Raw genomic sequence first — 26,103 nt, 5'->3', positions numbered from 1 at the left:
GTGCCAATGAGTCTGCTCCCTCCCCTGGCCGCCGACCCGGAGGCCCCCCGCCAGCGCCGCGCGCGGCTGATCGAGGCCCTGCGCGCCGCCGGCGGCGGTGTGGCCGTGCTGCCCACCGCGCCTGAGCGAGTGCGCAACCGCGACACCCACCACCCCTACCGGCCCGACAGCCACTTTCACTACCTCACCGGCTTCGACGAGCCCGAGGCCTGGTTGGTGCTGAGCAGCCACGGGCGCTCCACCCTGCTGTGCCGGCCGCGACACGCCGAGCGCGAGATCTGGGACGGCTATCGGCTCGGCCCCGAAGCGGCGCCGGGTGCGTTGGGGGTGGACGCCGCGCACAGCGTGGAGGACCTCGACCGCGTGATGCCCGAGCTGATCGGCGGACACGGCGCGCTGTGGTTTCCCTTCGGCGTGCACGAGGGTCTGGGCGCCCAGGTGGAGCGCTGGCTCGCGACCGTGCGCGGCCGCGAACGTCAAGGCGTGCAGTGCCCCGCTCAGCTGCGCGATCTGTGCAGCGTGCTGGACGAGATGCGCCTGGTGAAGGACGCACACGAACTGCAGCTCATGCGTCGCGCCGGCACGATCTCGGCCCTGGCGCATGTGCGGGCCATGGAACAGAGCGCACGCTGGGCCCGAGAAGGCGGCGAGCCCCGGCGCGAATACCACCTCGAGGCCGAGCTGCTGCACGAGTTTCGCCGCCATGGCGCCACGGGCCCGGCTTACCCCAGCATCGTGGCCGCCGGGGCGAATGCCTGCGTGCTGCACTACCCGGCCGGCAACGCGCCGCTGAAGGCCGGGGAGCTCTGCCTCATCGACGCCGGCTGCGAGTACCTGGGCTACGCGGGCGACATCACCCGCACTTTTCCCGTCAACGGCCGCTTCACCGCCGCGCAGCGCGAGCTCTACGAGATCGTGCTCGCTGCCCAGGCCGCAGCGATCGAGGCGATGCGCCCCGGCGCGCGCTTGCGCGACGCCCACGATGCGGCGCTGCGTGTGCTGTGCCAGGGCCTGCTCGACACCGGCCTGCTCAGCCGCGACCGCCATGGCGACCTCGACGAGGTGATCGGCACGGCCGCCTACCGGCCCTTCTACATGCATGGCACCGGCCACTGGCTGGGCCGCGACGTGCACGACGTGGGCAGCTATCTCCAGGAGGACGAGGCGCCCATCGAGCAGCCCGACGGGCTGGGCGGGCGCGTGGTGAAGAAGCCTTCGCGCATCCTGCAGCCCGGCATGGTGGCCACGGTAGAGCCCGGCCTGTACGTGCGACCTGGCGAAGGGGTGCCCGAGCGCTACTGGCACATCGGCATCCGCATCGAGGACGACGCCGTGATCACACCCTTCGGCTGCGAACTGCTCACGCGCGATGCGCCCGTCGATCCGGACGAGATCGAGGCGCTCATGGGAGGACGAAGCGCATGACCCCTTCCAACCCTCTGGACGCCCAGGCCTACGCCGACATGTTCGAGCTGGCGCCGGTGTCGCTCTGGCTCGAGGACTACAGCGACTTGCGGGCCTTGTTCGAGCAATGGCGCCGCAAAGGCGTGCACGACCTGCGCGCGCATCTGCGGGCCGACCGCAGCCGGGTGGCCGAATGCTCGCAACGCATCCGCCTGCTGAGCGTGAACCGGCGCACGCTCGAACTTTTCGAGGCCGACAGCCTGGAGCACCTGGCCGCCAACCTCGGCCATGTGTTTCGCGACGACATGTTCGAGCAGCATGTCGAGGAGCTGAACGCCCTGTGGGAAGGGCAAGGGGGCTTTGGCGGCCCCACGGTGAACTACAGCCTCACCGGGCGCCGGCTCGACATCTCCTTGCGCGCCACCGTGCTGCCCGGGCATGAAGACACCTGGGATCGCGTGCTCATCGCCATCGAGGACACCACCGAACGCACCCGGGCCGAACGGGCCCTGAAACGCAGCGAGCAGTACGCACTCGGGCTGTTCGAACATTCGCCTGTGTCGCTGTGGGTGGAGGACTTCAGCAACGTGAAGTTCCTGATCGACGGCGTGCGCGCCCAGGGCATCCGCGACCTGCGCACCTTCCTCGACGTGCATCCCGAGTTCGTCGAGCGCTGCATGCAGGAGATCCGCGTCATCGACGTCAACCGGCAGACCTTGACGATGTTCGGCGCCACCGACAAGGGCGCGCTGATGCGCCGCCTGCACGAGGTCTTTCGCGACGACATGCGCGAGCATTTCGCCGAGCAGCTGATCGAGCTGTGGGACGGCAAGCTCTTCCAGCAGCGCGAGACCATCAACTACGGCCTCGACGGCGAGCCGGTGAACGTGTACATGCAGTTCTCGGTGCTGCCCGGCCACGAGGCTGACTGGAGCCTCGTGCTGGTCTCGCTCACCGACATCACCGCCCGCAAGAAGGCCGAGGCCTACCTCGAGTACCTGGGCAAGCACGACGTGCTGACCAAGCTGCGCAACCGCTCCTACTTCGTGGACGAACTCAACCGCCTGGAACGCAAGGGCCCCTGGCCGGTGACCGTGATCGTGGCCGACCTCAACGGCCTGAAGATCATCAACGACCAGGAGGGCCATGCCGGCGGCGACAGCCTGCTGCGCCGCGCCGGCGAGGTGCTGGCCAAGGCAGTGGACAAGCCCGCCAGCGCCGCGCGCATCGGCGGCGACGAGTTTGCAGTGCTGCTGCCCGGTACCGACGAACGCGGTGGCGAACAAATCATCGAGCGCATCCACTCGCTGGTGGACCTGAACAACCAGTTCTATCCCGGTGCGGCGCTCAGCTTCTCGATCGGCCTGGCCGCCTGCGAAGCGGGCGAACGGCTCGAGTCGGCCGTGCACCAGGCCGACCAGCGGATGTACGAAGCGAAGAAAGCCTACTACGCCGCCAGCGGCCGTGACCGCCGGCGCAGTTGATGTCGATCACCGGGTCGTGGCAGCAAGGGACAGCGCAGACTGCGCCTCGACCGGCCTCGCAGCCTCCTTGCGTTCGGAGTAGCGATCGGTGAGCTGCGCCACGTGCGGGCGCAGCAGCACGGTGTAGCGCACCAGTTCTTCCATGACATCGACGATACGGTCATAGTAGGCCGAGGGCCGCATGCGCCCCGCCTCGTCGAACTCCTGCCAGGCCTTGGCCACGCTCGACTGGTTGGGGATGGTGAACATGCGCATCCAGCGGCCCAGCAGGCGCAAGGTATTGACGGCATTGAAGGACTGCGACCCCCCCGAGACCTGCATCACCGCCAGCGTGCGGCCCTGGGTGGGGCGAACGGCACCGGACTGCAGCGGCAGGTGGTCGATCTGCGCCTTCATCACACCGGTGATCTGGCCGTGGCGTTCGGGGCTGCACCACACCTGGCCTTCAGACCACTGCGACAGCTCCCGCAGCTCGCGCACGGCCGGATGGTCATCCCCGGCCACCTGGTCGGGCAGTGGCAGGTCGCTGGGATCGAAGATGCGGGGCTCGGCCCCGAAGTGACGCAGCAATCGCGCCGCCTCTTCCACCGCCAGGCGCGAGTAGGAACGCGGGCGCAGCGAACCGTAGAGCAGCAGGATGCGCGGCGGCGTGCCATCGCCCAGCCCCTTGGCCGGTCGGGTCTGCGCATACGCCGGATCGAGGGCCGGCAGGTGGTCAGGGTCGGGCAGGGATCGGAGGCGTTGCATGGAGACTCCCGGGATCAAGCGGTGGCCACTCACCGGCAGGCGGTGGAGGACGAAGAACAGGTCAGTGCCGACAGCTCGGCCATCAGCGGCTCGGCCAGCTCGCGCCGGCCGCCGCAGCAGTCCTGCAGCAGAAAGAGCGTGAGCTCGCGCAGGCGGCCGAGCGCGGCACGGTAGATGACCTGGCGGCCGTCTCGATGCGACACCACCAGGCCGGCCTGTGCCAGCACGTTCAGATGCGCCGACAGCGTGTTCTGCGGAACGCCCAGCAGGCGGGCCGCCGCACCGGCCGGCAGGCCGTTCGGCTCGTGATGCACCAGCAGGCGGAAGGCTTCCAGTCGCGTGGACTGGGCCAGCGCCCCCAGGGTGGTGACGGCAGCAATTGAATCCATATATCCAGAATAATAGATATAATTTGGCCGCTCAAGCCGATGCTCTCAATCCCCCAAGGATCCTGTGCCCACCGCGCGCCCCTGAGCCCATGAGTCCGCTGCCTTCAGCCACCCCAGCGACCGTGTTGCGCCTGGGCACCGCCCAGACCCTGGCCTGGGCCTCGTCCTACTACCTGCCGGCCCTGTTGGCCCAGCCCATGGCGCGCGACCTCGGTGTCAGCACGCCCTGGGTCTTTGCCGCGTTTTCTGGAGCCCTGCTGGTGTCGGCGGTGGTGGGCCCGTCCGCCGGCCGTGCCATCGACCGACACGGCGGGCGGCCGGTGCTGATGGCCACCAGCGGCTTGTTTGCGGCAGGCCTGGTGGCCCTGGCCTGCGTCCAGGGGCCGATCGGCCTCTTCGCGGCCTGGGCCCTGCTCGGCCTGGCCATGGGCAGCGGGCTCTACGAGGCGGCCTTTGCCACCCTGGTGCGGCTGCATGGCCAGGGCGCGCGCAGCGCCATCACCGGCATCACCCTGCTGGCCGGTTTTGCCAGCACGGTGGGCTGGCCGCTGACGGCCTGGCTGGAGGTGACCGTGGGCTGGCGCGGCGCCTGCCTGGCCTGGGCGGGCCTGCATCTGCTGCTGGGCCTGCCCCTGAATGCCCTGTTGCCACGGGCCACGGCGATCCAGCATGAGGCGGTGTCTGCGCCGCCCGGATCGGCCACAGCGGCCAACAAGGACCGGCCGCCGCGCCTGGCCTGGACCAGCACCTTGCTGGCCTTCAGCTTTGCGATCACCTGGTTCATCAGCACGGCCATGGCGGCCCACCTGCCGCGCCTGCTGCAGGCCGGCGGGGTGAGCCTGGCAGGCGCCGTCGCGGTGGCTGCCCTCGTGGGCCCGGCCCAGGTGGCCGGACGGGTGCTCGAGTTCGGCCTGCTGCGCCGCGTGCATCCGCTGATCTCGGCCCGCCTGGCCGGCATCACCCATGCGGCCGGTGCGGCCGCCTTCCTGGTGGTTGGCGCCCCGGCGGCCACCGCCTTTGCGCTGTTGCATGGGGCCGGCAACGGCATTCTCACCATCGCCAAAGGCACGCTGCCGCTGGTGATCTTCGGTGCGTCGGGCTATGGGGCCCGGCAGGGCTGGCTGATGGTGCCGGCGCGCATCGCCCAGGCGCTGGCCCCGTGGGTGTTCGGGCTCGGGCTGGATCGCTATGGCGTGGCTGCGCTGTGGGGGTCGGCCGGGCTGTGCCTGCTGGGCTGGGGCGCCCTGATGGCCTTGCGTGCGGCGCGCTGAGCCCCAACCCCCTCAAGGGAACCAGATCCTCCACAGAGCCACCAGCACGTGGCCCCACACCAGGACGTTGAACCCCAACAGCGCGAAGGTGCGTGTGAAGCCCCACAGCGTGCTCGCGCGGCGGGCCAGCACGTCGTTGCCCGTGACGGCATAGAGCAGCATGAACAGGGCCGACGGGATGAGCGTGCCGATGATGAGCACGCCCATCACCCAGTAGAAGATGGTCATGTGTGAATTATTACCAGATCATGGTGTGAGTGCCCGCCTACGTTGCACACTCGCATCAAGGCGGCTTTCCCGCACTAGACTGCGCGCATGATCTGGCCTGCCTTTGTCCGGTCCTTTCGCTTCCAGCTGGCAGCAGCCTATGCGCTGGGCCTGGCCACGCTCGTTGGCGTGCTGGCCGTGGTCCAGGGTCACGTGGCTGGGGAACGGGCCTTGCATGATCAGGCCGACACCCTGCAGACGCTTGCGCGCAGCACCAGCGTGATGCTGGCCGACGGCCTGGCCGAACGGCTGCGCGAAGTGGAACTGCTGGCGCAATCGGGGCGCTGGCAAGAAGGCCACTGGCCCGAGACGCTGGAGATCCTCCGGCGCACCCGCAGCCACGTGAGCTGGGTGGGTCTCACCGATGCGCAGGGGCGCGTGATTGCGGCCTCCGGCGGGATGCTGGTGGGGCAGAACGTCGCTGCGCGGCCCTGGTTCCAGGCGGCACTGCAAGGCCCGCACACGGGTGACGTGCACACCGCCCAGCTGCTGGCCAGGCTGCTGCCGGCCTCCCCCCGTGGCGAACCGCTGCGCTTCATCGACTTTGCCGCCCCCTTGCGCGACGAAAACCGCCAGGTCGTGGCCGTGCTGGGCATGCACGTGAACTGGGACTGGCCCCAGCACATCGTCGACAGCCTGCGCAGCCCTCTGGCAAGGCAGCAGGGGGTGCGCGTTTTCGTGTTCGATCGGGAGGGTCGGGTCATCCACCGGCCCGAGGACGTGACCGTCCAGGAGCGGCCGATCGAGCTGGCCCCGCTGGTGCGCCTGCCGTCGATCCAGACCTGGGATGACGGCCGCGATTACCTCACCGCAGCGGTGCGGGTGGTGGCCCGCAACGCGGCCACCGACCTGGGCTGGACCGTGGTCGTGCGCCAACCCGTCAACCTGGCCCGCGCAGGGGCTCGGGAAGCCCAGCATGCGGCCGCCGTGGCCGGGTCGGTCACGGCCGCACTGGTGGCCTTGCTGGCCTGGTGGGTGGTGGGCCGCCTCACCCATCCCCTGCAGCGCATTGCGCGCGCCGCGCGGGCCCTGCGTCAGGGCGAACTCGACACGCCCATGCCCGTGGTGGACGGTCCGAGCGAGGTGCGCGAACTGTCCCAGGCCTTGGCCGAGATGACATCCAGCCTCGTCCGGCACGAACGTGAGCTGGCCGTGGCCAACCGCGAGCTGGAACAACGCGTGGCCGAACGCACGGCCGAATTGACCCAGGCCACCGAGTCGCTGCGTCGGGCCAATGCCCGGCTGGAACAGCTGGCCAGCCGGGATTCGCTCACCGGCCTGCCCAACCGACGCAGCCTGACCGATTCGCTGCACGCCGAGGTGCGGCGCCACCGGCGCAGCGGCCAGGCACTGGCACTGGTCCTGGCCGACGTGGATCATTTCAAGCAGGTCAACGACACCTATGGTCACGCAACGGGCGACGAGGTCCTGCGAGCCGTTGCCCAGGCGCTTGTGGGCGGGTGTCGCGTCACCGACCTGGTGGGTCGCTTCGGCGGCGAGGAGTTCCTGCTGCTGATGCCCGACACTGACCTTGCCGGTGCCCGCGTGGCCTGCGAGAAACTGCGCGAGCGCGTGCAGGCCCTGGACGGGCCGGTTCCCGTCACGATGAGCTTCGGTGTGGTGTCCCCGGCCCAATACTTCGCCACCATGGAGGAGGCCCTGAGCGCAGCCGACCAGGCCCTGTATCAAGCCAAGGCCGAAGGCCGCAACCGGGTCTGCGCCTATGAAGGCCAGCCGCCCCAGGCGGCGCCGGTCAGCGGCTTCCTCCCGCTGGAAGACGCCTAGCGGTAGCGGAACACCTCCAGTGCACTCACCGGCGCGGCCTGGTGGCCCCAGGCACTGCGCAGGTAGGTGGCCACGGCGGCCATCTCCTCGTCGTTGAACACGTGGCCGAAAGGCGGCATGCCGTGAGGGCGCGGGTTGCCGGCCGTGGCTGGCAGGTAGCCGCCATGGCGCAGGATGCGCACCAGGTTGGCGGGCGAGGCCATCGTGACGGTGCGGTTGCCGGCCAGCGCGGGCCACGCGCCCGGCACACCTTCGCCCTGTTCGCCATGGCACTGCACGCAGTGCTGTTCGTACAGACGCTGGCCCAGGGCCCGGGCGGGTGAGGCCGCGGCGGTGCTTTGCGCGGGTGCCGGCTCCTGCGCGGGCCGCTGGGGCAGGCTGCGCAGATAGGCGGCCATCGCCGCCAGGTCGGGCTCGCTCAGATGCTGCGTGCTGCGAAAGACCACCTCCGCCATGGGGCCCAGCACCGATCCTCTCGGCGAGACGCCATCGCGCAGCAGGGCCACGATGTCCTCCACCGGCCAGTCGGCCACACTGGCTTCATCGGCCTGCGACAGGGAGGGCGCGTACCAGTTCTGGACCGGCATGAGCCCGCCGCCGAACTCGAAGCGCCCCGTCGGTGCGCCCAGCACGTTGCGCTCGGCATGGCAGGCTGCGCAATGGCCCAATCCGCGCACGAGGTAGGCGCCACGGTTCCAGGCCGCATCGCGTGAGGGGTCGGGCTCGAAGCGCTCCGGGCTGAAGAAGAGCGCACGCCACACGGCCAGCGCCGCCTGGGTGTTGACCGGAAAGCGCAGCTCATGCGGCTTGTTCTCCTGCACCACCGGCGGCAGGCTGCGCAGCCAGGCATAGAGTGCATCGCTGTCTTCGCGCGTGAGCAGCGTGTAGTGTGCGTACGGGAAGGCCGGGTAGAGCAGGCGGCCGTCGCGTGAGCGGCCGTTGCGCATCGCCCGCCAGAAATGGTCGGCGCTCCAGCGCCCGAGGCCGGTGGCCTCATCGGGTGTGAGGTTGCCGGCAAAGACGGTGCCAAACGGTGTGGGGATGCCATGCCCGCCGGCAAAGGGTGCGCCGCCGCGCTCGGTGTGGCAGCTCGCGCAGTTGCCGGCCAGGGCGAGGTAGCGGCCTCGTTCGACCAGGGCCGCATCGAGCACGGCGGGGGGCTCGGTCTGGCGGATCGGTTCTTCGCCGCGCAGGTTCAGGCCGATGACCAGCGCCAGCAGCAACAACCCCACGGTGAGCAGGCTGCCCAGCGACACGAGCAGGCGCTTCATCGGCGGGTCTCCGCGGCCGGCACCCCCCCGCAGTCCATGGGCAGGGCCTGCGTCAGGGCCGGCTCGGGCAGGGTCGATGCCGGCATGGGCTGGTGGGCCAGCCAGCCCGAGACGGCGCTGATGTCCTCGTCATCCAGAGCCTTGGCGATGCGCGCCATGCAGTCGGGTTCGAAAGCGCGGCGCGTGCCCACGCGCCAGGCGCCGAGCTGCGCATTGAGGTAGTCGCGTGGCAGACCCAGCAGGCCGGGCAAGGCAGGCGCAATGCCCAGCAAGGCCTGCCCATGGCAACTGGCGCACGCGGGGATGCCGCGGGCCGCGTCACCCACACGCACCAGCTGCTCACCCCGCTCGCGCTGCGCAGGCGTCAAGGTGATGGAAGGTGTGGGAGGGTGCGGCAGATCCAGCGCGGCGAAGTGACCGGCGATCTCGCGCAGGTAGTCGTCGGTGAGGTGCTGCAGCAACTCGCTCATCGCCCCATAGCGCCGGCGCCCATCACGGAAGTGAAGCAGCTGGTGGTACTGGTAGAGCGCCGGCTTGCCCGCAATGCGCGGGAAGTAGCCCTCGCGCGTGGCCCGCCCTTCTGCTCCGTGGCAGGCCACACAGGCCTGCACGCGGGCGGCCATCGAGGTGGGGTCGGGGCGGTCGATCGAAGCTTGGGCGTGGGCCAGGGTCCCGCAGAGGAAACACCAGGCCACCAGGGCCCACGGGAGAGGAAGAGATCCGGGCATGGGCCAAGTCTAGCCCCTGCCCTGCGATCACAGGTCGAAGAACACCGTTTCCCGCTCGCCCTGCATGTGGATGTCGAAGTGATAGACCACGCCGCCGGGCTGCACCTCACGGCGCGCAACCAGCGTGGCACGTCGATCGGCGGGCACCGATTGCAGCACGGCATCCTGGGCATTGGCTGCGGCCTCGTCGTCAAAGTAGAGGCGCGTGAAGGCGTGACTGAGCATGCCGCGCATGAAGACGATGACGTCGATGTGCGGCGCTTCGCCGGCGGCGGCGCCGGGCTTCACGGTGGTGAAGGCAAAGCGCAGTTGCGCGTCGGTGCCGGTGCCACAACGGCCGAAGCCGGTGAAGCCGCGCTCCTTCGCCTGTTCGGCGCTGGTGACCTCGCGGCCCTGCGCATCGAGCTGGGCGATCTCGATCATCGCGTCGTTCACCGGCTGGCCCGCTCCGTCGAACACGCGGCCCGTCACGGTGATGTGCTCGCCTGCGGCCTGCGGCTGGACCAGCACGGGGGTGTAGGCGCTGCCGTGGTCGTAGAAGTACTGGCGCGGCGTCAGGCCGTAGGCGAAGTAGGGGCCGACGGTCTGGGAAGGGGTCTGTCCAAGCAGGCGGCTCATCGCGGCGTCTCCATCGGCGTTTCGTTCGGGCCGCGCAGGACGATGTCGAAGACATAGCCCAGCGCAAAGTCGGGTTCGGTCACGTCGAGCGTGAACTGCGAGATCAGGCGATCGCGTGCGCGCTCGGGCGTGCCCTGGAAGATGGGGTCGAGTGCGAGCAGCGGGTCGCCGGGGAAGTACATCTGCGTGACCAGGCGGCTGGCGAAGTACTCGCCGAAGAGCGAGAAGTGGATGTGGTTGGGCCGCCAGGCGTTGGGATGGTTGCCCCAGGGGTAGGCCCCGGGCTTGACGGTGTAGAACTTGTAGCGGCCCTCGCTGTCGGTGAGCGTGCGGCCGGCGCCCAGGAAGTTGGGGTCGAGCGGCGCGTCGTGCTGGTCGACCTTGTGCACGTAGCGGCCGGCGGCGTTGGCCTGCCAGATCTCGACCAGGGTGTTGCGCACCGGGCGGCCGCGCTCATCGAGCACACGGCCGGTGACGACGATGCGCTCGCCCAGCGGCGCGCCGTTCTTCGCGGCGTTGCGCGTGAGGTCGTGATCGAGCGCGCCGATGGCATCGTGGCCGTACACGGGAGCCCGCAGCTGGCGCAGCTTGTCCTTCATCGGCAAGAGCGGCTTCGTGGGGCCGCGCAGTACGGTGGACTTGTACTCGGGGTGGATGTAGGGGGGGTGGCTGTCCCAGTCTCGGGGGCGCAGCGTCACGGTGTCGCTCATGGGGGAAGTCTCCTCGTGGGGCCGCCAGGGTGACGGATGTCAAGACTCTAAGCATCACCTTCAGTTATGTAAATTGAAGTCTTGTTCGATAATTCATTCCCGTGAGTTATGAATTCAGGGCCTCGCACATTCACCGGCTGCAGTTGCGCCACCTGCACTGCTTCCTGGCCGTGGCGCGGCTGGGCCACCTGGGGCGCGCGGCCGAGGCGCTGGCCATCAGCCAGCCGGCGGTGACCAAGACCCTGGCCGACCTGGAAGACCTGCTGGGCCTGCGCTTGTTCGAGCGCGGCCGGCGGGGGGCGCGGCTCACGCCGGCCGGCCAGGGCTTCCTGCGCCACGCCAGCCAGGTGATGGCCGCGCTGGACCAGGCACTGGAGAGCGTGGCGCCCGGCCAGGCGCCCACGGTGCTGCGCCTGGGGGCGCTGCCCACCGTCGTGAACGCCATCGTGGCGGCCGGCGTGCGCTCGCTGGGCCTGCCCAGCGGCACCACGGTGCGCGTCGAGACCGGGGCGAACCGGGAACTGCTGGCCCGTCTCCAGCGGGGCGAACTCGATGCGGTGGTGGGCCGGCTGTCGGAACCCGAGCGACTGCAGGGCCTGACCTTCGAGCACCTGTATGCCGAGCCGCTGATCGTGGCGGTGCGGCCCGGCCATCCGCTGCTGGACAAGCGCAGGCCGAGTCCGGCGCAACTGGCGCCCCATGACTGGATCCTGCCGCTGGCCGACACGATGATCCGCCACAACGCCGACAGCTGGCTGCAGGGCCACGGTGTGCTGCCCCAGGGAGCGGTGATCGAGACCCTGTCGGTGTCGCTGGGCCGGGAACTCGCCGCCACGGGCGATGCGCTGTGGTTCACGCCGTTGGGCGCGGCCGAAGCCGACCTCGAGCGCGGTGTGCTGGTGGCCTTGCCACTGGCGCTGTCCGGCACCGAGGAGCCGGTGGGCTGGCTGATGCGCAGCGACGCGCAGCCCTCGCCGGCCCTGCAGGCGGTGCGCGCGGCGGTGCGTGAGCAGGCACAGCGGCGACAGCGACGCTGGTCAGGCCCCCGCTAGCGGCGCGCCTGGGCCTCCAGGCGCAGGTGCCACGCGGTGGCCAGGCCCAAGGGCGCGAGGTAGTAGATCACCCGGTAGGCCAGCAGGGCCGCCAGGATCTCGCCATGCGGCAACTGCCGCCCCAGCAGCGCGATGAAGACGGCTTCGAGCACGCCCAGGCCTGCTGGCACGTGCGTGACGACACCGGCCACGGCCGCCATCAGCAGGGCGCCCTGCACCTCGGCCCAGGGCAGGCGCTGCTGCAGCAGCACATGGACGAGCAGCCCCATGAGCAACCAGTTGCCCATCGACAGCAGCAACTGCAGCCCCGCCAGCCGCGCCGACGGCAGCTCCAGCGTATGGCCGCGCACGGTGAAGCGGCGGCGGCGCGAGAAGGCGCAGGCCAGCCCGTAGGCGAGCACCACGCTGATCAAGGCGGCCCCCAGCAGTTGCAGGGCCAGCGGCCCCATCGACCATCGCGTCGGCAGGCGCACCACGTCGGCCAGCAGCAGCGCCCCCGCCAGGGCGGCATAGCCCAGCCAGTTGGTGGTCATGCTCAAGGCCAGGACCTTCAGGGTGCGTGCCTGCGACAGGCCCAGCCGGGTGTAGAGCCGCAGGCGGAAGGCCATGCCGCCCACCAGGGCGCCGAGGTTGAGGTTGAAGGCATAGCTGATGAAGGCGACGCCCAGGGTCTGTCGCCTGGGCAAGGTGTGGCGTGTCCACGCACGGCCCAGCAGGTCATAGCTGGTGTAGGTGAGGTAGCTGACCGCCGCCAGGGCAAGGGCCGCCGCGAGCGTGAAGGTGGGCAAGCGGCGCAGGGCCTGACTCACCTCGGCCCAGTCGATCTGGCGCGCCTGCGACACCAGCAGTGCCGCCACCCCCAGGAAGAACAGCACGATGAGCGGCCGACGTGCGAAGGCCCACAGACGGGCCAGGCGCCCCGTGGGCTCGCCGTCCTCGGGAGCCGGCGCCGCTGGTGCCAGGCCCGCACTCATGACAGCTCCTTGGCCGGCACCAGCAGCGGCTTGTGAGCCGGCAGCCAGCGGGCCCAGCCTGGAAAGTGGCGCACCAGGTGGTAGACGAGGCCGCTCACCAGCGGGCGCCACCAGGTGCGCGCCCCCATCGGATCGCTGACGATGCGCTGGCACCGGCGCTGACGCAACTCGTCCAGCCGCTCGCGCAAAGTGGCATTGAAGGCCGTGTCGCGGATGACGAGGTTGGCCTCCAGGTTGAGCGCCAGGCTCAGCGGGTCGAGGTTGCTGGAGCCCACCGTGGCCCAGCGATCATCGACCAGGGCCACCTTGCCGTGCAGGGGCCGCTCGCAGTACTCGTAGATCTCGACGCCGGCCTTCAGCAGCGGCGGGTAGAGCAGTCGCGCGGCCAGCGTCACGATGGCCATGTCGGGCTCGCCCTGCAGGATGAGGCTCACGCGCACGCCGCGCTTCGCGGCCCGGCGCAACTCGCGCAGCAGGCGATAGCCGGGGAAGAAGTAGGCGTTGGCGATGATGACTTCGCGCTGTGCGGTGCGCAGTGCGGCGCGGTAGTGGCGCTCGATGTCCTGCGGGTGCTCATCGTTGTCGCGCACGACAAAGAGCGCTTCGGCCGAGCCGGCCTCGGCAAGCTCGCCCCGCGCGGCCGGCGCCCGGCGTCGAGGCCACCAGCGTGGACGCCAGCGGGCCGGCTGCTGCAAGGCCTGGTGCGCGAAGCGATGGATGTCCTCCACGACCGGGCCGCGCACTTCGACGGCATAGTCCTGCTTGGCCTGGGGCCCGAAGTCGGCGAGGTGATCGGCCGAGTAGTTGATGCCGCCCACGAAGGCGCGTTCACCGTCGATGACGACGATCTTGCGGTGCATGCGGCGCAGCACCTGCAGGCGCACCCCCATCACGCGCAGGCAGGGGTCGAAGACGTGCAGCCGCACGCCGGCCTCGGCAAGGCCGGCGACGAACTCGTCCGACAGGTCGGGCGAGCCGTAGCCGTCGATGGTGACGTCCACCTGCACGCCACGACGGGCCGCGGCGATCAGCACGGCACGCAGCTCGCGTCCCACCTTGTCGTCGAACCAGATGAAGGTCTCCAGCAGCACCTCGCGGCGCGCCTGGCGGATGGCCCCGAAAACGGCCGGGTAGAAGGCTTCGCCGTTCTCCAGCAGCGTCAGGGCATTGCCCTGGGTCCAGCGGGTCTTCATGGCGTCACCTCCGCGGCCAGGGGGGCGTGGTCGGACAGGTGGGCCCAGGGGCGACGCGCCAGGGCCACGGGCCGGTGGGCACGCACGCCGCGCACGTAGATGCGGTCCAGGCGCAGCAGCGGCCAGCGCGCAGGGAAGGTACGTGGCAGGAAACCCAGGCCGCTTGCGTGCACCTCCCGCAGGCCGGCCCGTGCGAGCATCTCGTGCGCGCGCAGCCGCCAGTCGTTGAAGTCGCCCGCCACCAGCAGCGGCGCATCGGCGGGCACCTCCCGGCGCACCAGCTCGCACAGGCGCTGCACCTGCTGCCTGCGATGCCCCTCGCGCAGGCCCAGATGCACGCACACGGCATGCACCTTGCGACCCGCCCGCGGCAGGTGCAGCACACAATGCAGCAACCCGCGTTGCTCGGGGCCGGGCATCGAGACATCGTGGTTGTGCGCATGCACGATGGGGAATCGGGACAGCACCGCATTGCCGTGGTCGCCGTCGGGATACACGGCGTTGCGGCCGTAGGCATATTGCTGCCAGAGCGTGTCGGCCAGGTATTCGTACTGAGGGACGACGGGCCACTGCGCATGGCGCCGGGCGTGCCGGCGGTGCGTGCCGTGCACCTCCTGCAGGAAGACGACGTCGGCGCCGGTGGTGCGCACGGCGTCACGCAAGTCGGGCAGGATGAAGTGGCGATTGAGCGGGCTGAAGCCCTTGTGGACGTTGACCGTCAACACCCTCAGGGGCGCAGCCGATGAGTCCTGGTTGTGCATGGTCTGGGTCTCATGGCGCGATGAGACCCATGCTAGGGATGCCGCCGCGTCCCCACCACTCCCGCTTCACCGACACCCCTGTCGGAATCCGCCGACAGCAGGTCAGACGCGACGGTGGCGGGCGACCTTCTGCAGCAGCTCGATCAGGATGGCACGTTCGGCCTCGCTGAGGTGGCGCAGCAGGTCCTGCTCCATCGTGAGCGACACCTCATGGGCCTTCTTGGCGAGGGCCTGGCCCTTGCGGGTGAGCCGCACGTGCTGGGCGCGGCGGTCGGCCTCGCTGCGCACGCGGGTGATGAGCTCGCGCTCCTCCAGCCGGTCGAGCAGGATGGTGGTGTTGGGCGCCGACACCGCCAGCGCCTGGGCAAGCTGCTTCTGCGTGACGTCGGCGTTGTGCAGCACCAGCATCAGGATGGTGAACTCCACCGGGCGCAGCTGAAGGGGCTCGCCGATGTGCTTGAAGAAGATCTTGCGCGTGGGCACCTCGGCCTGCGCGAGCTGGTAGCCCAGCACATGGCGCAGGCAGGTGGCGTCGAGACCGTGGTGGATGGGGTCGTTGGCGGGCGCGGACGTCATGGCAACGCCAGTGTAGGGGGCGCCGCGCTCGTCCCCGACCATGGTCTTCACCCTTGCCAGGGGGCAGGCAGGATGGCATCGCGCCGGCCCACCTGCTGCAGCCGCCAGCCGGCTTCGGGCAGCAGCCATTCCAGGCCGTAGCGTGCCGCGTCGAACTGCGCGGCATACCACGGGTCGGTCCTGCGCGGGGCCGCAAAGCGTGCGGTGCGCAGCCAGGCCCAGCCCATCAGCACCCAGCCGAAGGCCTGCAGGTAGTCGTCGGCCACACGGTAGGCCCAGGTCGGGTCGTCCTGCCGGCCCACGTAGAGACGGGCCGTGGCTTCGCGCAAGGCATCGACCTGCAGCTGCAGGCCATGCACCAGCGGTTTCAGTTCGGGGCAGTCGGCCAGCACCGGCTCGGCTCGGGCCGCCTCCAGCTCCTGGTCGACCACGCCCATCGCCTCGGCAAAGCGATGGCAGCCGTCCTCGAAGAGCTTGCGCTGCAACAGGTCGATGGCCTGGATCTCGTTGCTGCCCTCGTAGATCATTGCGATGCGGCTGTCGCGCACGGCCTGCTCGATGCCATGGTCGCGCAGGTAGCCGTGCCCCCCCCAGACCTGCAGCGCCGCGTTGACGGCGTGGTGCGCGGTGTCGGTGAGGAAAGCCTTGACCACCGGGGTGAGCAACTCCAGCAGGCGCCGGGCCCGTCCCCGCAGGGCCGGCTCGACGTGGTGCTCGGCCTCGTCCAGCCAGAGCGCCGTGGCCATGGCCAGCAGGCGCTGACCCTGTGCCAGCGCCTCCAGGCGCCACAGCGTGCGACGCACGGCGGGATGCTCGGCGATCGGGCTGGGGCCCTCGCGATGACCGGGTGCCCGCGACTGGTGGCGCTCCCGGGCGTAGCGCCAGGCGTTCTGGCGCGCCATCTCCAGGTGGCCCAGCCCCTGCACCCCCACCAGCAGGCGGGCGGCATTCATCATCACGAACATCGCGGCCAGGCCGCGGTGCGGCTCGCCCACCAGCCAGCCCGTCGCCCCCTCGAAGCGCAGCACACAGGTGGCGCTGCCGCGAATGCCCATCTTGTGCTCGATGCCGTCGCAGTGTACGGCGTTGCGAGCGCCAGCGGGCAGGATCTTCGGCACGAGGACCAGCGACAGGCCGCGGCTGCCCGGCGGTGCGTCGGGCAGCCGCACCAGCACCAGGTGAACGATGTTGTCGGCCAGGTCGTGTTCACCACCGGAGATGAAGATCTTGCTGCCGCTCACCCTCACCTCGCCACCCGACTCGAGGGCGTCGGCCGCCACCCCCACGGGTTCAGCCCGTGTACGCACCAGGGCAAGGTCGGAGCCGGCCTGGGCTTCGGTCAGGCACATCGTGGCCAGCCACTCGCCGCTGACGATGCGCGGCAGGTAGCGCTGCTGCAGCTCCGGGGTACCGTGGGCGCGCAGACACTCGTAGGCCCCGTGCGCCAGCCCCGGGTACATGGCCCAGGCATGGTTGGCGCTGTGCAGCATCTCGTGCAGCGCCAGCTGCAGGCCCGTGGGCAGGCCCTGCCCCCCCCAGTCGGGGCTGCACGCCAACGCCGGCCACCCGGCCTCCACGTAGGCCCGGTAGGCCTCGCGGAAACCGGGAGGTGTGGCCACCTCGCCACCGTCCCAGGTGCAACCCTCCCGGTCGCCGACCGCGTTCAGCGGCGCAAGCACCTCGGCCGAGAAGCGGCCAGCCTCTTCCAGCACCTGCCGCGCCGTGGCCGCATCGGCCTCGGCATAGGGCGGCAGACTCGCCCACCGCGCGGGAGCATCCAGAAGGTCCTCCAGGACGAACTGGAGCTCACGCAGCGGTGGACTGTATGACCACATCGGTAACAGGATTCTCGAAATGCTTGGGCGCTTCTTGCCAGCAGACACCGCGGATCCGGCTTCGCCGGTCCGCGGGTGTCGCCCCCTCGAAGGGGGCGCGCGAAGCGCGTCGGGGGTGGTCCGTGGGCCCTCAGGCCTCCGGTGTGAAGCCCACACGCGTGACGATCGGCCCCCAGGCCGCGTTCTCGCGCTTGACGGCGGCGGCCAGCTCGGCCGGGGTGTTGGCGCCGGCCTCCACGCCCAGTTGAGCGAAAGCTTCGATCACATCGGGCGCACTCACCGCCGCCTTGATGGCCTGGGCCGCACGCTGCGTCACTTCTGCCGAGGCCTGGCCCGGCAGGAAGAAGCCGTACCACTCGCTCATCTCCAGCGCCTTGAAGCCCTGCTCGGTGTAGGTGGGCACGTTGGGCGCAAAGCGAGAGCGCGTGGCGCCCGAGGTGGCGAGCAGGCGCAGGCGGCCCGTGCCCAGATGGGGCAGGTAGTCGCCCACGGGGGACGAGAAGGAGGCCACCTGGCCCCCCAGCAAGTCCTGGATGCCAGGCGCCGAGCCGCGGTAGGGCACATGGTTGAGCGCCACGCCGCTCTCCTTGGACAGCAGGGCCCCCAGGAAGTGCGGCGGCGACCCTGCGCCCGGCGAGCCGTAGTTGGCCCCGGTCGGGTTGGCCTTGGCCCATTCCAGGTAACTCTTGATGTCCTTGACGGACTCGGGCACGGCCGGGCCCACGCCAAAGCCGAAGACGATGGTGCCCGCGGTGCACACCGGGGTCACATCCTCGGGCTTGTAGGGCAGCGAACGATAGATGTGGGGGTACAACGTGATCATGGCCGCTGGCGTGAGCAGCAAATGGGCGCCGTCGTTGGGGCTGCGGCGCAACTCCTCCACGGCGATGCGGCCACCGGCGCCCGGCTTGTTCTCGACCACGGCCACACGGGCGTAGCTGCCGCGCAGCTTGTCGGCCACGCGACGCGACACGGCATCGGTGGTGCCGCCAGCCGGGAAGCCGCACAGCACGCGTGCGGTGTCGATGGCCTGGGCCAGGCTCAGGCCGGGCGCCAGACCGAAGCCAGCGGCCGCCGCGGCGCCGCCATAGGCCAGGAACTGTCTGCGATCGATCATGATGTGTCTCCTCTGTGGGTGGGGTCGATCAGGGAAGGGCGGCTGCCCTCAGCGCGGTGGCAGGCGCAGGGCGCCGTCCAGACGGATGACCTCGCCGTTGAGCGAGGCGTTGGTCACGATGTGCGAAGCAAGCTGGGCGAACTCCTCGGGCTTGCCCAGGCGCTTCGGGAACGGGATGGAGGCGGCCAGCGATTGCTGCACCTCCTGGGGCAGTTCATGCAGCAGCGGCGTGAGGAAAAGCCCCGGCGCGATGGTGCACACGCGCACGCCGAACTGCGCCAGGTCGCGCGCCAGCGGCAGCGTGAGGGAGACGATGCCGCCCTTGGACGCCGCGTAGGCCTCCTGGCCCACCTGGCCATCGTAGGCCGCGACGGAGGCGGTGTTCACGATCACGCCACGCTCCCCATCGTCCATCGGGTCGAGCTTGAGCATCCGGGCGGCCGTCAGGCGGATCACATTGAAGGTGCCCACCAGGTTGACGTTCACGATGCGCTGGAAGTCCTCGATGGGCATGGGCGTGCCGTCCTTGCCGACGAGCCGCCGCGCTCCGCCGATGCCCGCGACGTTCATCAGCACGCGCGCCGGGCCATGGGCCTCGCTCGCAGCGTCCAGCGCCGCATTCACGCTCGCGGTATCGGTGATGTCGCAACGCAGGGCCAGGCCGCCGATCTCGGCCGCCACGGCCTTTGCCGCAGCCTCGTTGATGTCGAGCACCGCCACCTTCGCCCCCTGGCGGGCGAGTTCTCGGGCTGTCTCGGCGCCCAGGCCCGAGCCTCCACCCGTCACCAGTGCAGCCATTGCGGAAATCTTCATCGTCGGTCCTGTCAGTCCTTGCGGGGAAGGATCACGTAGGGGTCGGCGGCCTCGCCGCGGTACAGCGCCTCGACCAGCGCCTCGCGGCAGCTGAGCACGGCACGCTGGTTGATCGAGCCCTTGTCGGTGATCTCGCCCTTGTCGATGGAAGGCGGCTCGACCAGCACGTGCGCACGCGCCACCCGGTTCGCACTGCCGGTGCCGTCCCGCCACAGACGATCGGTCAGTGTCTGGAAGAACTCGCGCACCGCCGGGTGGTGCAGCACCTCCGGTGCCGGCACGTGTGCGCCCAGTCCGGCCAGCTTGCGGCACTCGTCCACGCGAGGGAACACCAGCATGCCGACCTCGTCGCGGTTCAGGCCGGTGATCACCGCGTCCTGCACACAGGGGGCGCCCAGCGCGATGATCTTCGCGCGCAGCGGACCCACGCTCACGAAGGTGCCGGTGGAGAGCTTGAAGTCCTCGGCGATGCGTCCGTCGAAGAGCAGTCCCTTCTGCGGGTCGTGCGGGTCCACCCACTTCACGGCATCGCCGGTGCGGTAGTAGCCTTCCTCATCGAAAGCCTCGGCACTCAACCCCGGCTGGCGCCAGTACCCGGGCATCACGTTGGGCCCACGGAAACGGATCTCGGTCTTGCCATAGCGGGCATCGCCATCGGGCACCAGCTTCACCTCCACGCCGGGGCAAGGCAGCCCGATGTGGCCCGAGCGCACCTCGCCCGCCTTGAGCGCAAAGGTGCATGAGGGCGCGGTCTCGGTCATGCCCAGGCCGGTGAACATCGGGATGCGTTCGCCCACGGTGCGCTCGCCCAGACGGTCGAGCTGGTCCCACACCGCCTGACTGAGTCCGGCGCCGGCGAACATGAAGGCCTTGACCTTGCGGAACAGCGACTCGCGCAGCACCGCATCGTCCTCCATCGCCGCGGCGATCTCCTCGAAGCCCTTGGGCACGTTGAAGTACATCGTCGGTGAGATCTCGCGCAGGTTGCGCAGCGTCTCGGCGATGCCGGCCGCCGTGGGCTTGCCTTCGTCAATGTAAAGCGTGCCGCCGTTGTAGATCGTGAGCCCCGTGTTGTGGTTGCCGCCGAAGGTGTGGTTCCAGGGCAGCCAGTCCACGAAGACCGGCGGCTCGTCGGCCAGGAACGGGAAGGCCTGACGCTTCATCTGCTGGTTGGCGCAGATCATGCGCTGGGTGTTGACCACCCCCTTGGGGGCCTTGGTCGAGCCCGAGGTGAAGAGGAACTTCACGATCGTGTCGGGGCCGACCTGGGCATGTGCCGCCTCGGCCTCGGCGCCGGGTGCGGTGTCGACGAGCGCGGCAAAGGGCGTGACACGCCGGCCATCGAGACCGCCCTCCGTGAGAACCACCTCCACGTCCGGACCGGCCACGGCCTCGATGGCACGGCCATAGCGCGCATCAGAGGCGAACACCAGCCCAGGGGTGGTGGTCTGGAAGATGTGACGCAGCTTGCCGAAGTCCTGGGAGACCAGCGAGTAGGCCGGCGAGATCGGCGTGTAAGGAATGCCCACCCACATTGCGCCCAGCGCGAGGGTGAGGTGCTCCAGGTCGTTGTCGGACAGGATGGCCACGGGTCGCTCGGGCGACAGTCCCCGCTCCACCAGGGCCTGACCCACCGACTGCACACGCGCCAGCATCTGGTCATAGCTGATGTGACGCCATGCGCCGCGGGCGCCATCGGGCAGCCGCTCGCGCTGGGCCACCAGGGTGCGGTCGGGCGCCACACGGGCCCAATGCTCCAGGCGGTCGGTCAGGCGGGCCGGATAGGGTTGCAAAGCCTCCGTCGAGCGCAGCACGATGCTCCCGTCGGGACGTTGCTCCAGGGTGGCCGACACACAGCCCCCCACGGGCGTGGCGCGATAGCGTGTCATGACGACTTGCCCACCTTGCCTGCCTTGCCTTCCAGGAAGGCCCGCATGCGATCCTTGGCCGCCGGATCGCCCTGGGCGATGGCCGCGGTGAGCGACTCGACGAAGAGCCCCTGGGCCTGCGACATCTCGGCGATGCGCGGCAGGGCGTGCATCACCGCGAAGTTCGACAGCGGCGCATTGCTGGCGATCTTGCGTGCCAGCTCCATCGCCTTGGCCACCCCCTGACCCGGCCCCACGCGGTAGTGCGACAGACCGATCTCCTGCCCCTCGTCGGCGTCGAGCACGCGGCCGGTGAGCATCATGTCGGTCATGCGCGAGAAGCCGATCAGCCGCGGCACGCGCGCAGAGCCGCCCCCGCCCACGAACAGACCCCGTTGCCCCTCGGGCAGACCGTAGAAGGCGGAGTCCTCCGCCACCCGGATGTGGGCCGCGCTGGCCAGCTCCAGGCCTCCGCCCACCACCGCACCGTGCAGGACCGCCACCACCGGCACCCGGCCGAACTGGATCTGCTCGAAGGCCGCGTGCCAGCCGCGCGAATGCTCGACGCCTTCGGCCACGCTGCGCTCGGACAGCTCGGACAGGTCCAGCCCGGCGCAGAAGTGCTCACCTTCTGCGCTGAGCACCACGGCGCGCGTGCTGTCGGGCAGGTGGATGAAGCAGGTATGGAGCTGGGCCACCAGGGTGTCGCTGATGGCATTGCGCTTGGCCGGGCGGTTCAGGCGCACATGGGTCACCGGGCCGTCGTGCTCGATCTTGAGCAGATCGAGGGCGGCCAGCACGGCGTTGGAGGAAGTCTCGGAAGGCATGGGCATGATGTCGATCAATTGGTTAAGAAGAATAATCAATTACCCTGTTCGGGGATCAAGGGTTTACCCTCAGAATGAAGCCTGGAGGTGAGGAACTACGGCTCAGGTATCAGGGATTTCCCAGGCATTTCCGGGTGAGCGGCGGGGTTTCACCGGCTGGCAAGGCCGCCCGGCCGTACGATCAACAGGCTCCCCAAAGTAGTTAATGACTATAATTATTCCAGCCCCTGCCTGGAGCCCGTCCGTGAAGACCGAGAACCTCATCGCCATCGACATCCACACCCATGCCGAGGTGTCTTGCTGGAACCCCTACGACAGCTACGGCGAGGAGTACGACCGCGCCGCCGACAAATACTTCCGCTCCAGCCGGCGCCCCACCATCGACGAGAGCATCGCCTACTACCGCGAGCGCAACATCGGCCTGGTGATGTTCATGGTCGATGCCGAGGCCCAGCTCGGCCGCCGTCGCATCCCCAATGAGGAGATTGCCGAGGCCGCCCGGAAGAACAGCGACATCATGATCGCCTTCGCCTCCGTGGACCCGCACAAGGGCAAGATGGGCGCGCGCGAGGCGCGCAAGCTGATCGAAGAGCACGGCGTCAAGGGCTTCAAGTTCCACCCCACGGTGCAGGGCTTCCACCCCTACGACCGCATGGCCTGGCCCCTTTATGAAGTGATTGCCGAGCACAAGATGCCGGCCATCTTCCACAGTGGCCACTCCGGCATCGGCTCGGGCATGCGTTGCGGCGGCGGGCTGCGGCTGGAGTACTCCAACCCCATGCACCTGGACGACGTGGCGATCAACTTCCCCGACATGCAGATCGTCATCGCCCACCCGTCCTGGCCCTGGCAGGACGAGGCCCTGAGCGTGGCCATGCACAAGCCCAACGTCTGGATCGACCTCTCGGGCTGGAGCCCCAAGTACTTCCCGGCCCAGCTGGTGCAGTACGCCAACACCCTGCTGAAGGACCGCGTGCTCTTTGGCAGCGACTACCCGCTGATCACACCCGACCGCTGGATGAAGGACTTCGAGGAAGCGGGCTTCCGTGACGAGGTCAAGCCGCTCATCCTCAAGGCCAACGCGCAGCGGCTGCTGGGCCTGGGCTGAAGGCGCTCAGCCACCCCCCGAGCGCTCGCCGCGGGCGCAGGCGACCTTGTGCAGCAGCTCGAGCAGGATCGCGTGCTCTGCGGCCGAGAGATGCGCTGCGAGGGCTTGGCGCTCGGCATCCAGAATGCGCTGTGTCGCCGCACGCGCGAGCGCGATCCCCTCTTGAGTGGCATGCAGCACCTGGGAGCGCCGGTCGCGTGCACTTTGCTCGCGGCGCACCAGGCCGCGTGATTCCAGCCGGTCGATCCACATGGTGATGTTCGGCGCGGTGACGGCCAAAGCCCTTGCCAGCCGCGCCTGTGAGCCCCCGGGGTTCTCGACGATGAGCGTGAGCACGGTGTATTCCACCGGCCTCAGATCAAAGGGCCGGCCGACCTGCTCTGCAAACACGGCATTGCTCACGATCGTTGCCTGAGCCATCTGGTAGCCCAGCACATCGTGCAGCCGGGCTTCGTCAAGCCGGCCAGCCGGGGTGGTGTCGCTGCGGGAAAGACGCTTGGAAGCCATGCCTGCATTGTGCCCACCGTGTCGAACCCCCGAAAATGGTGCAGCGCATGAATAGTTGAAGCCGCTTATCTAGGGTTATCACGCTCTAACGACTTGATCATCATTAATTAACTTAACTAATTGTCTGGCAGCAAGCTGTCAGGCGGTTCACCTCAGAGATCAAGCAGGAGACAAACCATGCGCCAGCCTTCCTCCCGCCGCCCTGCGGCGGCGTGCACCTTGACCGCAGTCACCCTCGCACTGGCCGCTTGCGGAGGCGGTAGCAGCAACGATCCGCCCTCGTCCGGCATCCCCCAGCTCACCGCCGCCACACCGGCGAACTACACCGGTGAGTGCGACGCCCTGGCCACTGTCCTGGCCAGTCTGCCCGACACCACCATCACATCGGCCACCACCGTGGATGCCGGCACCCTCACCGTGGGTGGAGAGGCCGTGGCCGAACACTGCCGGGTCACGGGCCGCATGTTCGAGCGCACCGGGCCCATCGACGGAGCGACCTACGCCATCGGCTTCGAGCTGCGCCTGCCCAAGGCCTGGAACGGCCGCTTCTTCCACCAGGGCAATGGCGGCCTCGACGGCAGCGTGGTGACGGCCACCGGCAGCTTCGGTGGCGGGCCGCGCACCCATGCGCTGCACCAGGGCTTTGCCGTGCTCAGCTCCGACGCCGGGCATGCCGGCGGCACGCCCGCCTTCGGCCTCGACCCCCAGGCCCGGCTCGACTACGGCTACCAGGCTGTGGGCAAGCTCACCCCCATGGCCAAGGAAGCCATCCGCCGCGTCTATGGCAAGGCACCCGATCGGTCCTACTTCGGCGGCTGCTCCAACGGCGGGCGCCACGCCATGGTGGCGGCGGCCCGCTACGCGCAGGATTACGACGGCATCCTCGCCGGCGCGCCCGGCTTCAACCTGCCGCTGGCCGCCGTGGCCAACATCTGGAGCGCCCAGCGTTATGCCACCGTGGCGACCAATCCGGCCGACCTGTCCACCGCCTTCACGCCCGCCGAACGCCAGCTCGTCTCCCAGGCCGTGCTCGAGCGTTGCGATGCCCTCGATGGCGCCGAAGACGGTCTCGTTCAGGACACCACCGCCTGCCAGGCCGCCTTCGATCTGGACCGCGACGTGCCCACCTGCACCGGCGCGCGCGACGGCACCTGCCTCACCGCGGACCAGAAGACCGTGATCAGCTCGGTGTTCGCGGGTGCCACCACCAGCGGCGGCACGCGCTTCTACGCGAGCTTCCCCTTCGACCCCGGCCTGCGCGCTGGCGGCGTGGGCTTCTGGGACTTCATCGCCCCGCTCTTCCTTGACTCCGGCGCCGTGGGCATCGTCTTCAAGGCGCCGCCCGAAAACCCCGTGGGCTTCAACGGCCCGGCCTTTGCGCTGAACACGCCGGTGGACACGCTCTACGAGTACATCCACAGCACCTCGCTGAGCTACACCGAATCGGCCATGAGCTTCATGACCCCGCCCAACGCCAGCAACCTGTCCACGCTGCGCAACCGCGGCGGGAAGATGCTCGTGTACCACGGCGTGTCGGACGCCATCTTCTCGGTGGACGACACCACCCGCTGGTATGACGCACTGAGCGCCCACCACGGCGGCGATGCCTCCAACTTCGCGCGTGTCTTCCGCGTGCCGGGCATGGACCACTGCTCGGGCGGCCCCTCCACCGACCAGTTCGACGTGATCACGCCGCTGGTGCAATGGGTGGAACAAGGAGTGGCCCCCGACCGCATCGTGGCCAGCGCCCGCGGCGCCGGCAACCCGGGCGGCGTGAACCCCGAAGTGCCCGGCGACTGGGCCGCCGACCGCACCCGCCCGCTGTGCCCCTACCCGCGGGTGGCGCGCTACAGCGGCTCGGGCAGCCTGGAAAGCGCCGACAGCTTCGTCTGCGAGTGAGCAGATGTCAGGGTCGGCCCCCTCCCGCAAACAAGGGGGCCGATCCTGTGATTTCCTGCCGTAACACCCCGCACTTCGGGGCTCCATCGCAACCCACAAAGCGAGATACTGGCATCGGGCAAGTCCACCTGAGTGTGGAAAGCCGGTGGCCCTCAACCACCCGCTCATCCGGTTGCAACGCAGTACGCCAGCAGTCGATCTTGCCCGCCAACACCCGTCGGCCCCCATATGGGGGCCGACGTCTTTTCTGCGATGAAGCCTCAGGCGCTGCCGCGCGTGGTGCGGCGCCCCGTCGCCTTGGATTTCGGCACTGCGGCCGCTCCACGCGGCTTGCGCTCCTCCAGCCGGCCCGTCACGTATTTGTGCAGGATGCTGGCAATCAGCGTCTGGTAGGGCATGCCCTCTTCCAGCGCCTTGACCTGAATGTCGTGCAGGTCGCCCGCAGACAACCGGATATTGACCCGCCGATCCTTGATCGCGGTGGCCCGGGCGGCTGCCTTGAGCCGATTCAGCTCGGTCTTGGAGGCCACAGACTTCAGCTTGCCCGACTCATAGGCTTCGAGCATTTCGAGTTCAAAGGGGTCAGGCTGCATCATCTGGATCTCCAGTCTTCAGATAGTCGCGTGTGGCCTTGCGGCTGGGGATGACCGTCTTGAGGAAGTAGTACTCCGGCTCTTCGACGTAGGGCACCAGGTAGGCATAGCCGTCCCAGGCAACAACCAGCAGTCGTTGGTTGGGGTATTTCCTGGCGTTGGGATGCGCCAGCACATCCAAGAGACCACCTGCTTCGATGGCCACCACCACCTGCTCGCACGTCACTCCACGTTCGGTCAGGAGCTCGAGGTTTTTGTCTGGGTTCCAGCGGAAGGGTTTCACACAGCGATCTTAGTCGAGCGTGT

At 69.3% G+C, this 26,103-nt stretch carries 26 protein-coding genes; 7 read left to right on the top strand and 19 right to left on the bottom strand.

All coding sequences use genetic code 11. The features are described 5' to 3' along the window. Nucleotides 1-6: 6 nt before the first annotated feature. Nucleotides 7-1,425 (top strand): aminopeptidase P N-terminal domain-containing protein, encoded by a 1,419-nt coding sequence (locus C1704_RS10230; protein WP_104302623.1) that lies wholly within the window; start codon nucleotides 7-9, stop codon nucleotides 1,423-1,425. Further along, nucleotides 1,422-2,888, top strand: a complete 1,467-nt coding sequence (locus C1704_RS10225) for a sensor domain-containing diguanylate cyclase (protein ID WP_245876446.1) — start codon at nucleotides 1,422-1,424, stop codon at nucleotides 2,886-2,888. Before C1704_RS10230 ends, C1704_RS10225 begins: the two co-directional genes overlap by 4 nt. A gap of 6 nt (nucleotides 2,889-2,894) precedes the next feature. On the opposite strand, the gene arsH is transcribed toward C1704_RS10225, so the two are convergent. Continuing rightward, a complete protein-coding gene (arsH, locus tag C1704_RS10220; protein ID WP_104302622.1) occupies nucleotides 2,895-3,635 on the bottom strand; it encodes an arsenical resistance protein ArsH in 741 nt (246 codons plus the stop codon). 29 nt (nucleotides 3,636-3,664) lie between these two features. Further along, nucleotides 3,665-4,024, bottom strand: coding sequence for an ArsR/SmtB family transcription factor (locus C1704_RS10215; protein ID WP_104302621.1), 360 nt, complete (start codon nucleotides 4,022-4,024; stop codon nucleotides 3,665-3,667). 98 nt (nucleotides 4,025-4,122) lie between these two features. Here C1704_RS10215 and C1704_RS10210 point away from each other — a divergent pair, with 98 nt between their 5' ends. After that, complete coding sequence (locus C1704_RS10210) at nucleotides 4,123-5,295, top strand: MFS transporter (RefSeq protein WP_170064674.1); 1,173 nt, start codon at nucleotides 4,123-4,125, stop codon at nucleotides 5,293-5,295. Between the two features lie 12 nt (nucleotides 5,296-5,307). Here the strand turns inward: C1704_RS10210 and C1704_RS10205 are convergent, their stop codons facing one another. After that, nucleotides 5,308-5,523 (bottom strand): hypothetical protein, encoded by a 216-nt coding sequence (locus C1704_RS10205; protein ID WP_104302619.1) that lies wholly within the window; start codon nucleotides 5,521-5,523, stop codon nucleotides 5,308-5,310. A gap of 87 nt (nucleotides 5,524-5,610) precedes the next feature. On the opposite strand from C1704_RS10205, the gene C1704_RS10200 reads away from it, so the two are divergent. Beyond that, nucleotides 5,611-7,347 (top strand): sensor domain-containing diguanylate cyclase, encoded by a 1,737-nt coding sequence (locus tag C1704_RS10200; RefSeq protein WP_104302618.1) that lies wholly within the window; start codon nucleotides 5,611-5,613, stop codon nucleotides 7,345-7,347. Here the strand turns inward: C1704_RS10200 and C1704_RS10195 are convergent. Genes C1704_RS10195 through pcaH form a run of 4 tightly spaced genes read right to left on the bottom strand, consistent with a single transcriptional unit; the run spans nucleotide 7,344 to nucleotide 10,674 of the window. Further along, nucleotides 7,344-8,618, bottom strand: coding sequence for a c-type cytochrome (locus tag C1704_RS10195; RefSeq protein WP_104302617.1), 1,275 nt, complete (start codon nucleotides 8,616-8,618; stop codon nucleotides 7,344-7,346). The genes C1704_RS10200 and C1704_RS10195 overlap by 4 nt on opposite strands. After that, complete coding sequence (locus C1704_RS10190; RefSeq protein WP_104302616.1) at nucleotides 8,615-9,346, bottom strand: c-type cytochrome; 732 nt, start codon at nucleotides 9,344-9,346, stop codon at nucleotides 8,615-8,617. The genes C1704_RS10195 and C1704_RS10190 overlap by 4 nt, the downstream gene beginning before the upstream one ends. 27 nt (nucleotides 9,347-9,373) lie before the next feature. Next, nucleotides 9,374-9,964 carry a protocatechuate 3,4-dioxygenase subunit alpha gene (gene pcaG, locus C1704_RS10185; protein WP_104302615.1) on the bottom strand — a complete coding sequence of 197 codons (591 nt, stop codon included), beginning with the start codon at nucleotides 9,962-9,964 and terminating at the stop codon, nucleotides 9,374-9,376. Beyond that, nucleotides 9,961-10,674, bottom strand: a complete 714-nt coding sequence (gene pcaH, locus C1704_RS10180) for a protocatechuate 3,4-dioxygenase subunit beta (protein ID WP_104302614.1) — start codon at nucleotides 10,672-10,674, stop codon at nucleotides 9,961-9,963. Before pcaH ends, pcaG begins: the two co-directional genes overlap by 4 nt. A 101-nt stretch (nucleotides 10,675-10,775) precedes the next feature. Between pcaH and pcaQ the strand changes: the two genes are divergently transcribed. Next, nucleotides 10,776-11,726: a pca operon transcription factor PcaQ gene (gene pcaQ, locus C1704_RS10175; protein WP_104302613.1), complete on the top strand. Its 951-nt coding sequence runs from the start codon at nucleotides 10,776-10,778 to the stop codon at nucleotides 11,724-11,726. On the opposite strand, the gene C1704_RS10170 is transcribed toward pcaQ, so the two are convergent. The 9 genes from C1704_RS10170 to C1704_RS10130 form a co-directional block, all read right to left on the bottom strand. Further along, nucleotides 11,723-12,700, bottom strand: a complete 978-nt coding sequence (locus C1704_RS10170) for a lysylphosphatidylglycerol synthase domain-containing protein (protein ID WP_104302612.1) — start codon at nucleotides 12,698-12,700, stop codon at nucleotides 11,723-11,725. The two genes, pcaQ and C1704_RS10170, sit on opposite strands and share 4 nt — an antisense overlap. Then, nucleotides 12,697-13,893, bottom strand: coding sequence for a cardiolipin synthase ClsB (gene clsB / locus C1704_RS10165; RefSeq protein WP_104302611.1), 1,197 nt, complete (start codon nucleotides 13,891-13,893; stop codon nucleotides 12,697-12,699). The genes C1704_RS10170 and clsB overlap by 4 nt, the downstream gene beginning before the upstream one ends. Continuing rightward, nucleotides 13,890-14,654, bottom strand: coding sequence for an endonuclease/exonuclease/phosphatase family protein (locus tag C1704_RS10160; RefSeq protein WP_104302610.1), 765 nt, complete (start codon nucleotides 14,652-14,654; stop codon nucleotides 13,890-13,892). The genes clsB and C1704_RS10160 overlap by 4 nt, the downstream gene beginning before the upstream one ends. A 102-nt stretch (nucleotides 14,655-14,756) precedes the next feature. Beyond that, complete coding sequence (locus tag C1704_RS10155) at nucleotides 14,757-15,230, bottom strand: MarR family winged helix-turn-helix transcriptional regulator (RefSeq protein WP_245876445.1); 474 nt, start codon at nucleotides 15,228-15,230, stop codon at nucleotides 14,757-14,759. 47 nt (nucleotides 15,231-15,277) lie between these two features. Then, nucleotides 15,278-17,065 carry an acyl-CoA dehydrogenase gene (locus C1704_RS10150; RefSeq protein WP_104302609.1) on the bottom strand — a complete coding sequence of 596 codons (1,788 nt, stop codon included), beginning with the start codon at nucleotides 17,063-17,065 and terminating at the stop codon, nucleotides 15,278-15,280. Between the two features lie 130 nt (nucleotides 17,066-17,195). Beyond that, the gene (locus tag C1704_RS10145; protein WP_104302608.1) at nucleotides 17,196-18,182 is read right to left on the bottom strand and encodes a Bug family tripartite tricarboxylate transporter substrate binding protein; all 987 of its coding nucleotides are present in this window, start codon (nucleotides 18,180-18,182) and stop codon (nucleotides 17,196-17,198) included. Between the two features lie 48 nt (nucleotides 18,183-18,230). Continuing rightward, entirely contained in the window at nucleotides 18,231-18,995 is a 765-nt protein-coding gene (locus C1704_RS10140; RefSeq protein WP_104302607.1) for an SDR family NAD(P)-dependent oxidoreductase, read from the bottom strand. Nucleotides 18,996-19,006: 11 nt separating this feature from the next. Further along, on the bottom strand, nucleotides 19,007-20,884 hold the full coding sequence (locus C1704_RS10135; protein WP_104302606.1) for a feruloyl-CoA synthase: 1,878 nt from the start codon (nucleotides 20,882-20,884) through the stop codon (nucleotides 19,007-19,009). Beyond that, the gene (locus C1704_RS10130) at nucleotides 20,881-21,696 is read right to left on the bottom strand and encodes a crotonase/enoyl-CoA hydratase family protein (protein WP_104302659.1); all 816 of its coding nucleotides are present in this window, start codon (nucleotides 21,694-21,696) and stop codon (nucleotides 20,881-20,883) included. The genes C1704_RS10135 and C1704_RS10130 overlap by 4 nt, the downstream gene beginning before the upstream one ends. Before the next feature lie 238 nt (nucleotides 21,697-21,934). Between C1704_RS10130 and C1704_RS10125 the strand changes: the two genes are divergently transcribed. Further along, the gene (locus C1704_RS10125; protein WP_104302605.1) at nucleotides 21,935-22,798 is read left to right on the top strand and encodes an amidohydrolase family protein; all 864 of its coding nucleotides are present in this window, start codon (nucleotides 21,935-21,937) and stop codon (nucleotides 22,796-22,798) included. A gap of 6 nt (nucleotides 22,799-22,804) precedes the next feature. Here C1704_RS10125 and C1704_RS10120 read toward each other — a convergent pair whose 3' ends face one another. Next, nucleotides 22,805-23,305, bottom strand: coding sequence for a MarR family winged helix-turn-helix transcriptional regulator (locus C1704_RS10120; RefSeq protein WP_104302604.1), 501 nt, complete (start codon nucleotides 23,303-23,305; stop codon nucleotides 22,805-22,807). 177 nt (nucleotides 23,306-23,482) lie between these two features. Between C1704_RS10120 and C1704_RS10115 the strand changes: the two genes are divergently transcribed. Continuing rightward, nucleotides 23,483-25,204 carry a tannase/feruloyl esterase family alpha/beta hydrolase gene (locus tag C1704_RS10115; RefSeq protein WP_104302603.1) on the top strand — a complete coding sequence of 574 codons (1,722 nt, stop codon included), beginning with the start codon at nucleotides 23,483-23,485 and terminating at the stop codon, nucleotides 25,202-25,204. A 260-nt stretch (nucleotides 25,205-25,464) separates the two neighbouring features. Here C1704_RS10115 and C1704_RS10110 read toward each other — a convergent pair whose 3' ends face one another. Further along, complete coding sequence (locus C1704_RS10110) at nucleotides 25,465-25,800, bottom strand: hypothetical protein (RefSeq protein ID WP_104302602.1); 336 nt, start codon at nucleotides 25,798-25,800, stop codon at nucleotides 25,465-25,467. Then, nucleotides 25,787-26,080: a BrnT family toxin gene (locus C1704_RS10105; protein WP_104302601.1), complete on the bottom strand. Its 294-nt coding sequence runs from the start codon at nucleotides 26,078-26,080 to the stop codon at nucleotides 25,787-25,789. Before C1704_RS10105 ends, C1704_RS10110 begins: the two co-directional genes overlap by 14 nt. Nucleotides 26,081-26,103 lie beyond the last annotated feature (23 nt).

Source organism: Caldimonas caldifontis, assembly GCF_002930615.1.
GTDB lineage: Bacteria > Pseudomonadota > Gammaproteobacteria > Burkholderiales > Burkholderiaceae_C > Caldimonas > Caldimonas caldifontis.
This window is presented reverse-complemented; position numbering and strand designations above follow the sequence as displayed.

Excerpts from the sequence above, each read along its gene's own strand:
- C1704_RS10230 (WP_104302623.1), top strand. The coding sequence starts at position 7 with ATGAGTCTGCTCCCTCCCCTGGCCGCCGACCCGGAGGCCCCCCGCCAG.
- C1704_RS10225 (WP_245876446.1), top strand. The coding sequence starts at position 1,422 with ATGACCCCTTCCAACCCTCTGGACGCCCAGGCCTACGCCGACATGTTC.
- arsH (WP_104302622.1), bottom strand. The coding sequence starts at position 3,635 with ATGCAACGCCTCCGATCCCTGCCCGACCCTGACCACCTGCCGGCCCTC.
- C1704_RS10215 (WP_104302621.1), bottom strand. The coding sequence starts at position 4,024 with ATGGATTCAATTGCTGCCGTCACCACCCTGGGGGCGCTGGCCCAGTCC.
- C1704_RS10205 (WP_104302619.1), bottom strand. The coding sequence starts at position 5,523 with ATGACCATCTTCTACTGGGTGATGGGCGTGCTCATCATCGGCACGCTC.
- C1704_RS10200 (WP_104302618.1), top strand. The coding sequence starts at position 5,611 with ATGATCTGGCCTGCCTTTGTCCGGTCCTTTCGCTTCCAGCTGGCAGCA.
- C1704_RS10195 (WP_104302617.1), bottom strand. The coding sequence starts at position 8,618 with ATGAAGCGCCTGCTCGTGTCGCTGGGCAGCCTGCTCACCGTGGGGTTG.
- C1704_RS10190 (WP_104302616.1), bottom strand. The coding sequence starts at position 9,346 with ATGCCCGGATCTCTTCCTCTCCCGTGGGCCCTGGTGGCCTGGTGTTTC.
- pcaG (WP_104302615.1), bottom strand. The coding sequence starts at position 9,964 with ATGAGCCGCCTGCTTGGACAGACCCCTTCCCAGACCGTCGGCCCCTAC.
- pcaH (WP_104302614.1), bottom strand. The coding sequence starts at position 10,674 with ATGAGCGACACCGTGACGCTGCGCCCCCGAGACTGGGACAGCCACCCC.
- C1704_RS10170 (WP_104302612.1), bottom strand. The coding sequence starts at position 12,700 with ATGAGTGCGGGCCTGGCACCAGCGGCGCCGGCTCCCGAGGACGGCGAG.
- clsB (WP_104302611.1), bottom strand. The coding sequence starts at position 13,893 with ATGAAGACCCGCTGGACCCAGGGCAATGCCCTGACGCTGCTGGAGAAC.
- C1704_RS10160 (WP_104302610.1), bottom strand. The coding sequence starts at position 14,654 with ATGCACAACCAGGACTCATCGGCTGCGCCCCTGAGGGTGTTGACGGTC.
- C1704_RS10155 (WP_245876445.1), bottom strand. The coding sequence starts at position 15,230 with ATGACGTCCGCGCCCGCCAACGACCCCATCCACCACGGTCTCGACGCC.
- C1704_RS10150 (WP_104302609.1), bottom strand. The coding sequence starts at position 17,065 with ATGTGGTCATACAGTCCACCGCTGCGTGAGCTCCAGTTCGTCCTGGAG.
- C1704_RS10145 (WP_104302608.1), bottom strand. The coding sequence starts at position 18,182 with ATGATCGATCGCAGACAGTTCCTGGCCTATGGCGGCGCCGCGGCGGCC.
- C1704_RS10140 (WP_104302607.1), bottom strand. The coding sequence starts at position 18,995 with ATGAAGATTTCCGCAATGGCTGCACTGGTGACGGGTGGAGGCTCGGGC.
- C1704_RS10135 (WP_104302606.1), bottom strand. The coding sequence starts at position 20,884 with ATGACACGCTATCGCGCCACGCCCGTGGGGGGCTGTGTGTCGGCCACC.
- C1704_RS10130 (WP_104302659.1), bottom strand. The coding sequence starts at position 21,696 with ATGCCCATGCCTTCCGAGACTTCCTCCAACGCCGTGCTGGCCGCCCTC.
- C1704_RS10120 (WP_104302604.1), bottom strand. The coding sequence starts at position 23,305 with ATGGCTTCCAAGCGTCTTTCCCGCAGCGACACCACCCCGGCTGGCCGG.
- C1704_RS10115 (WP_104302603.1), top strand. The coding sequence starts at position 23,483 with ATGCGCCAGCCTTCCTCCCGCCGCCCTGCGGCGGCGTGCACCTTGACC.
- C1704_RS10110 (WP_104302602.1), bottom strand. The coding sequence starts at position 25,800 with ATGATGCAGCCTGACCCCTTTGAACTCGAAATGCTCGAAGCCTATGAG.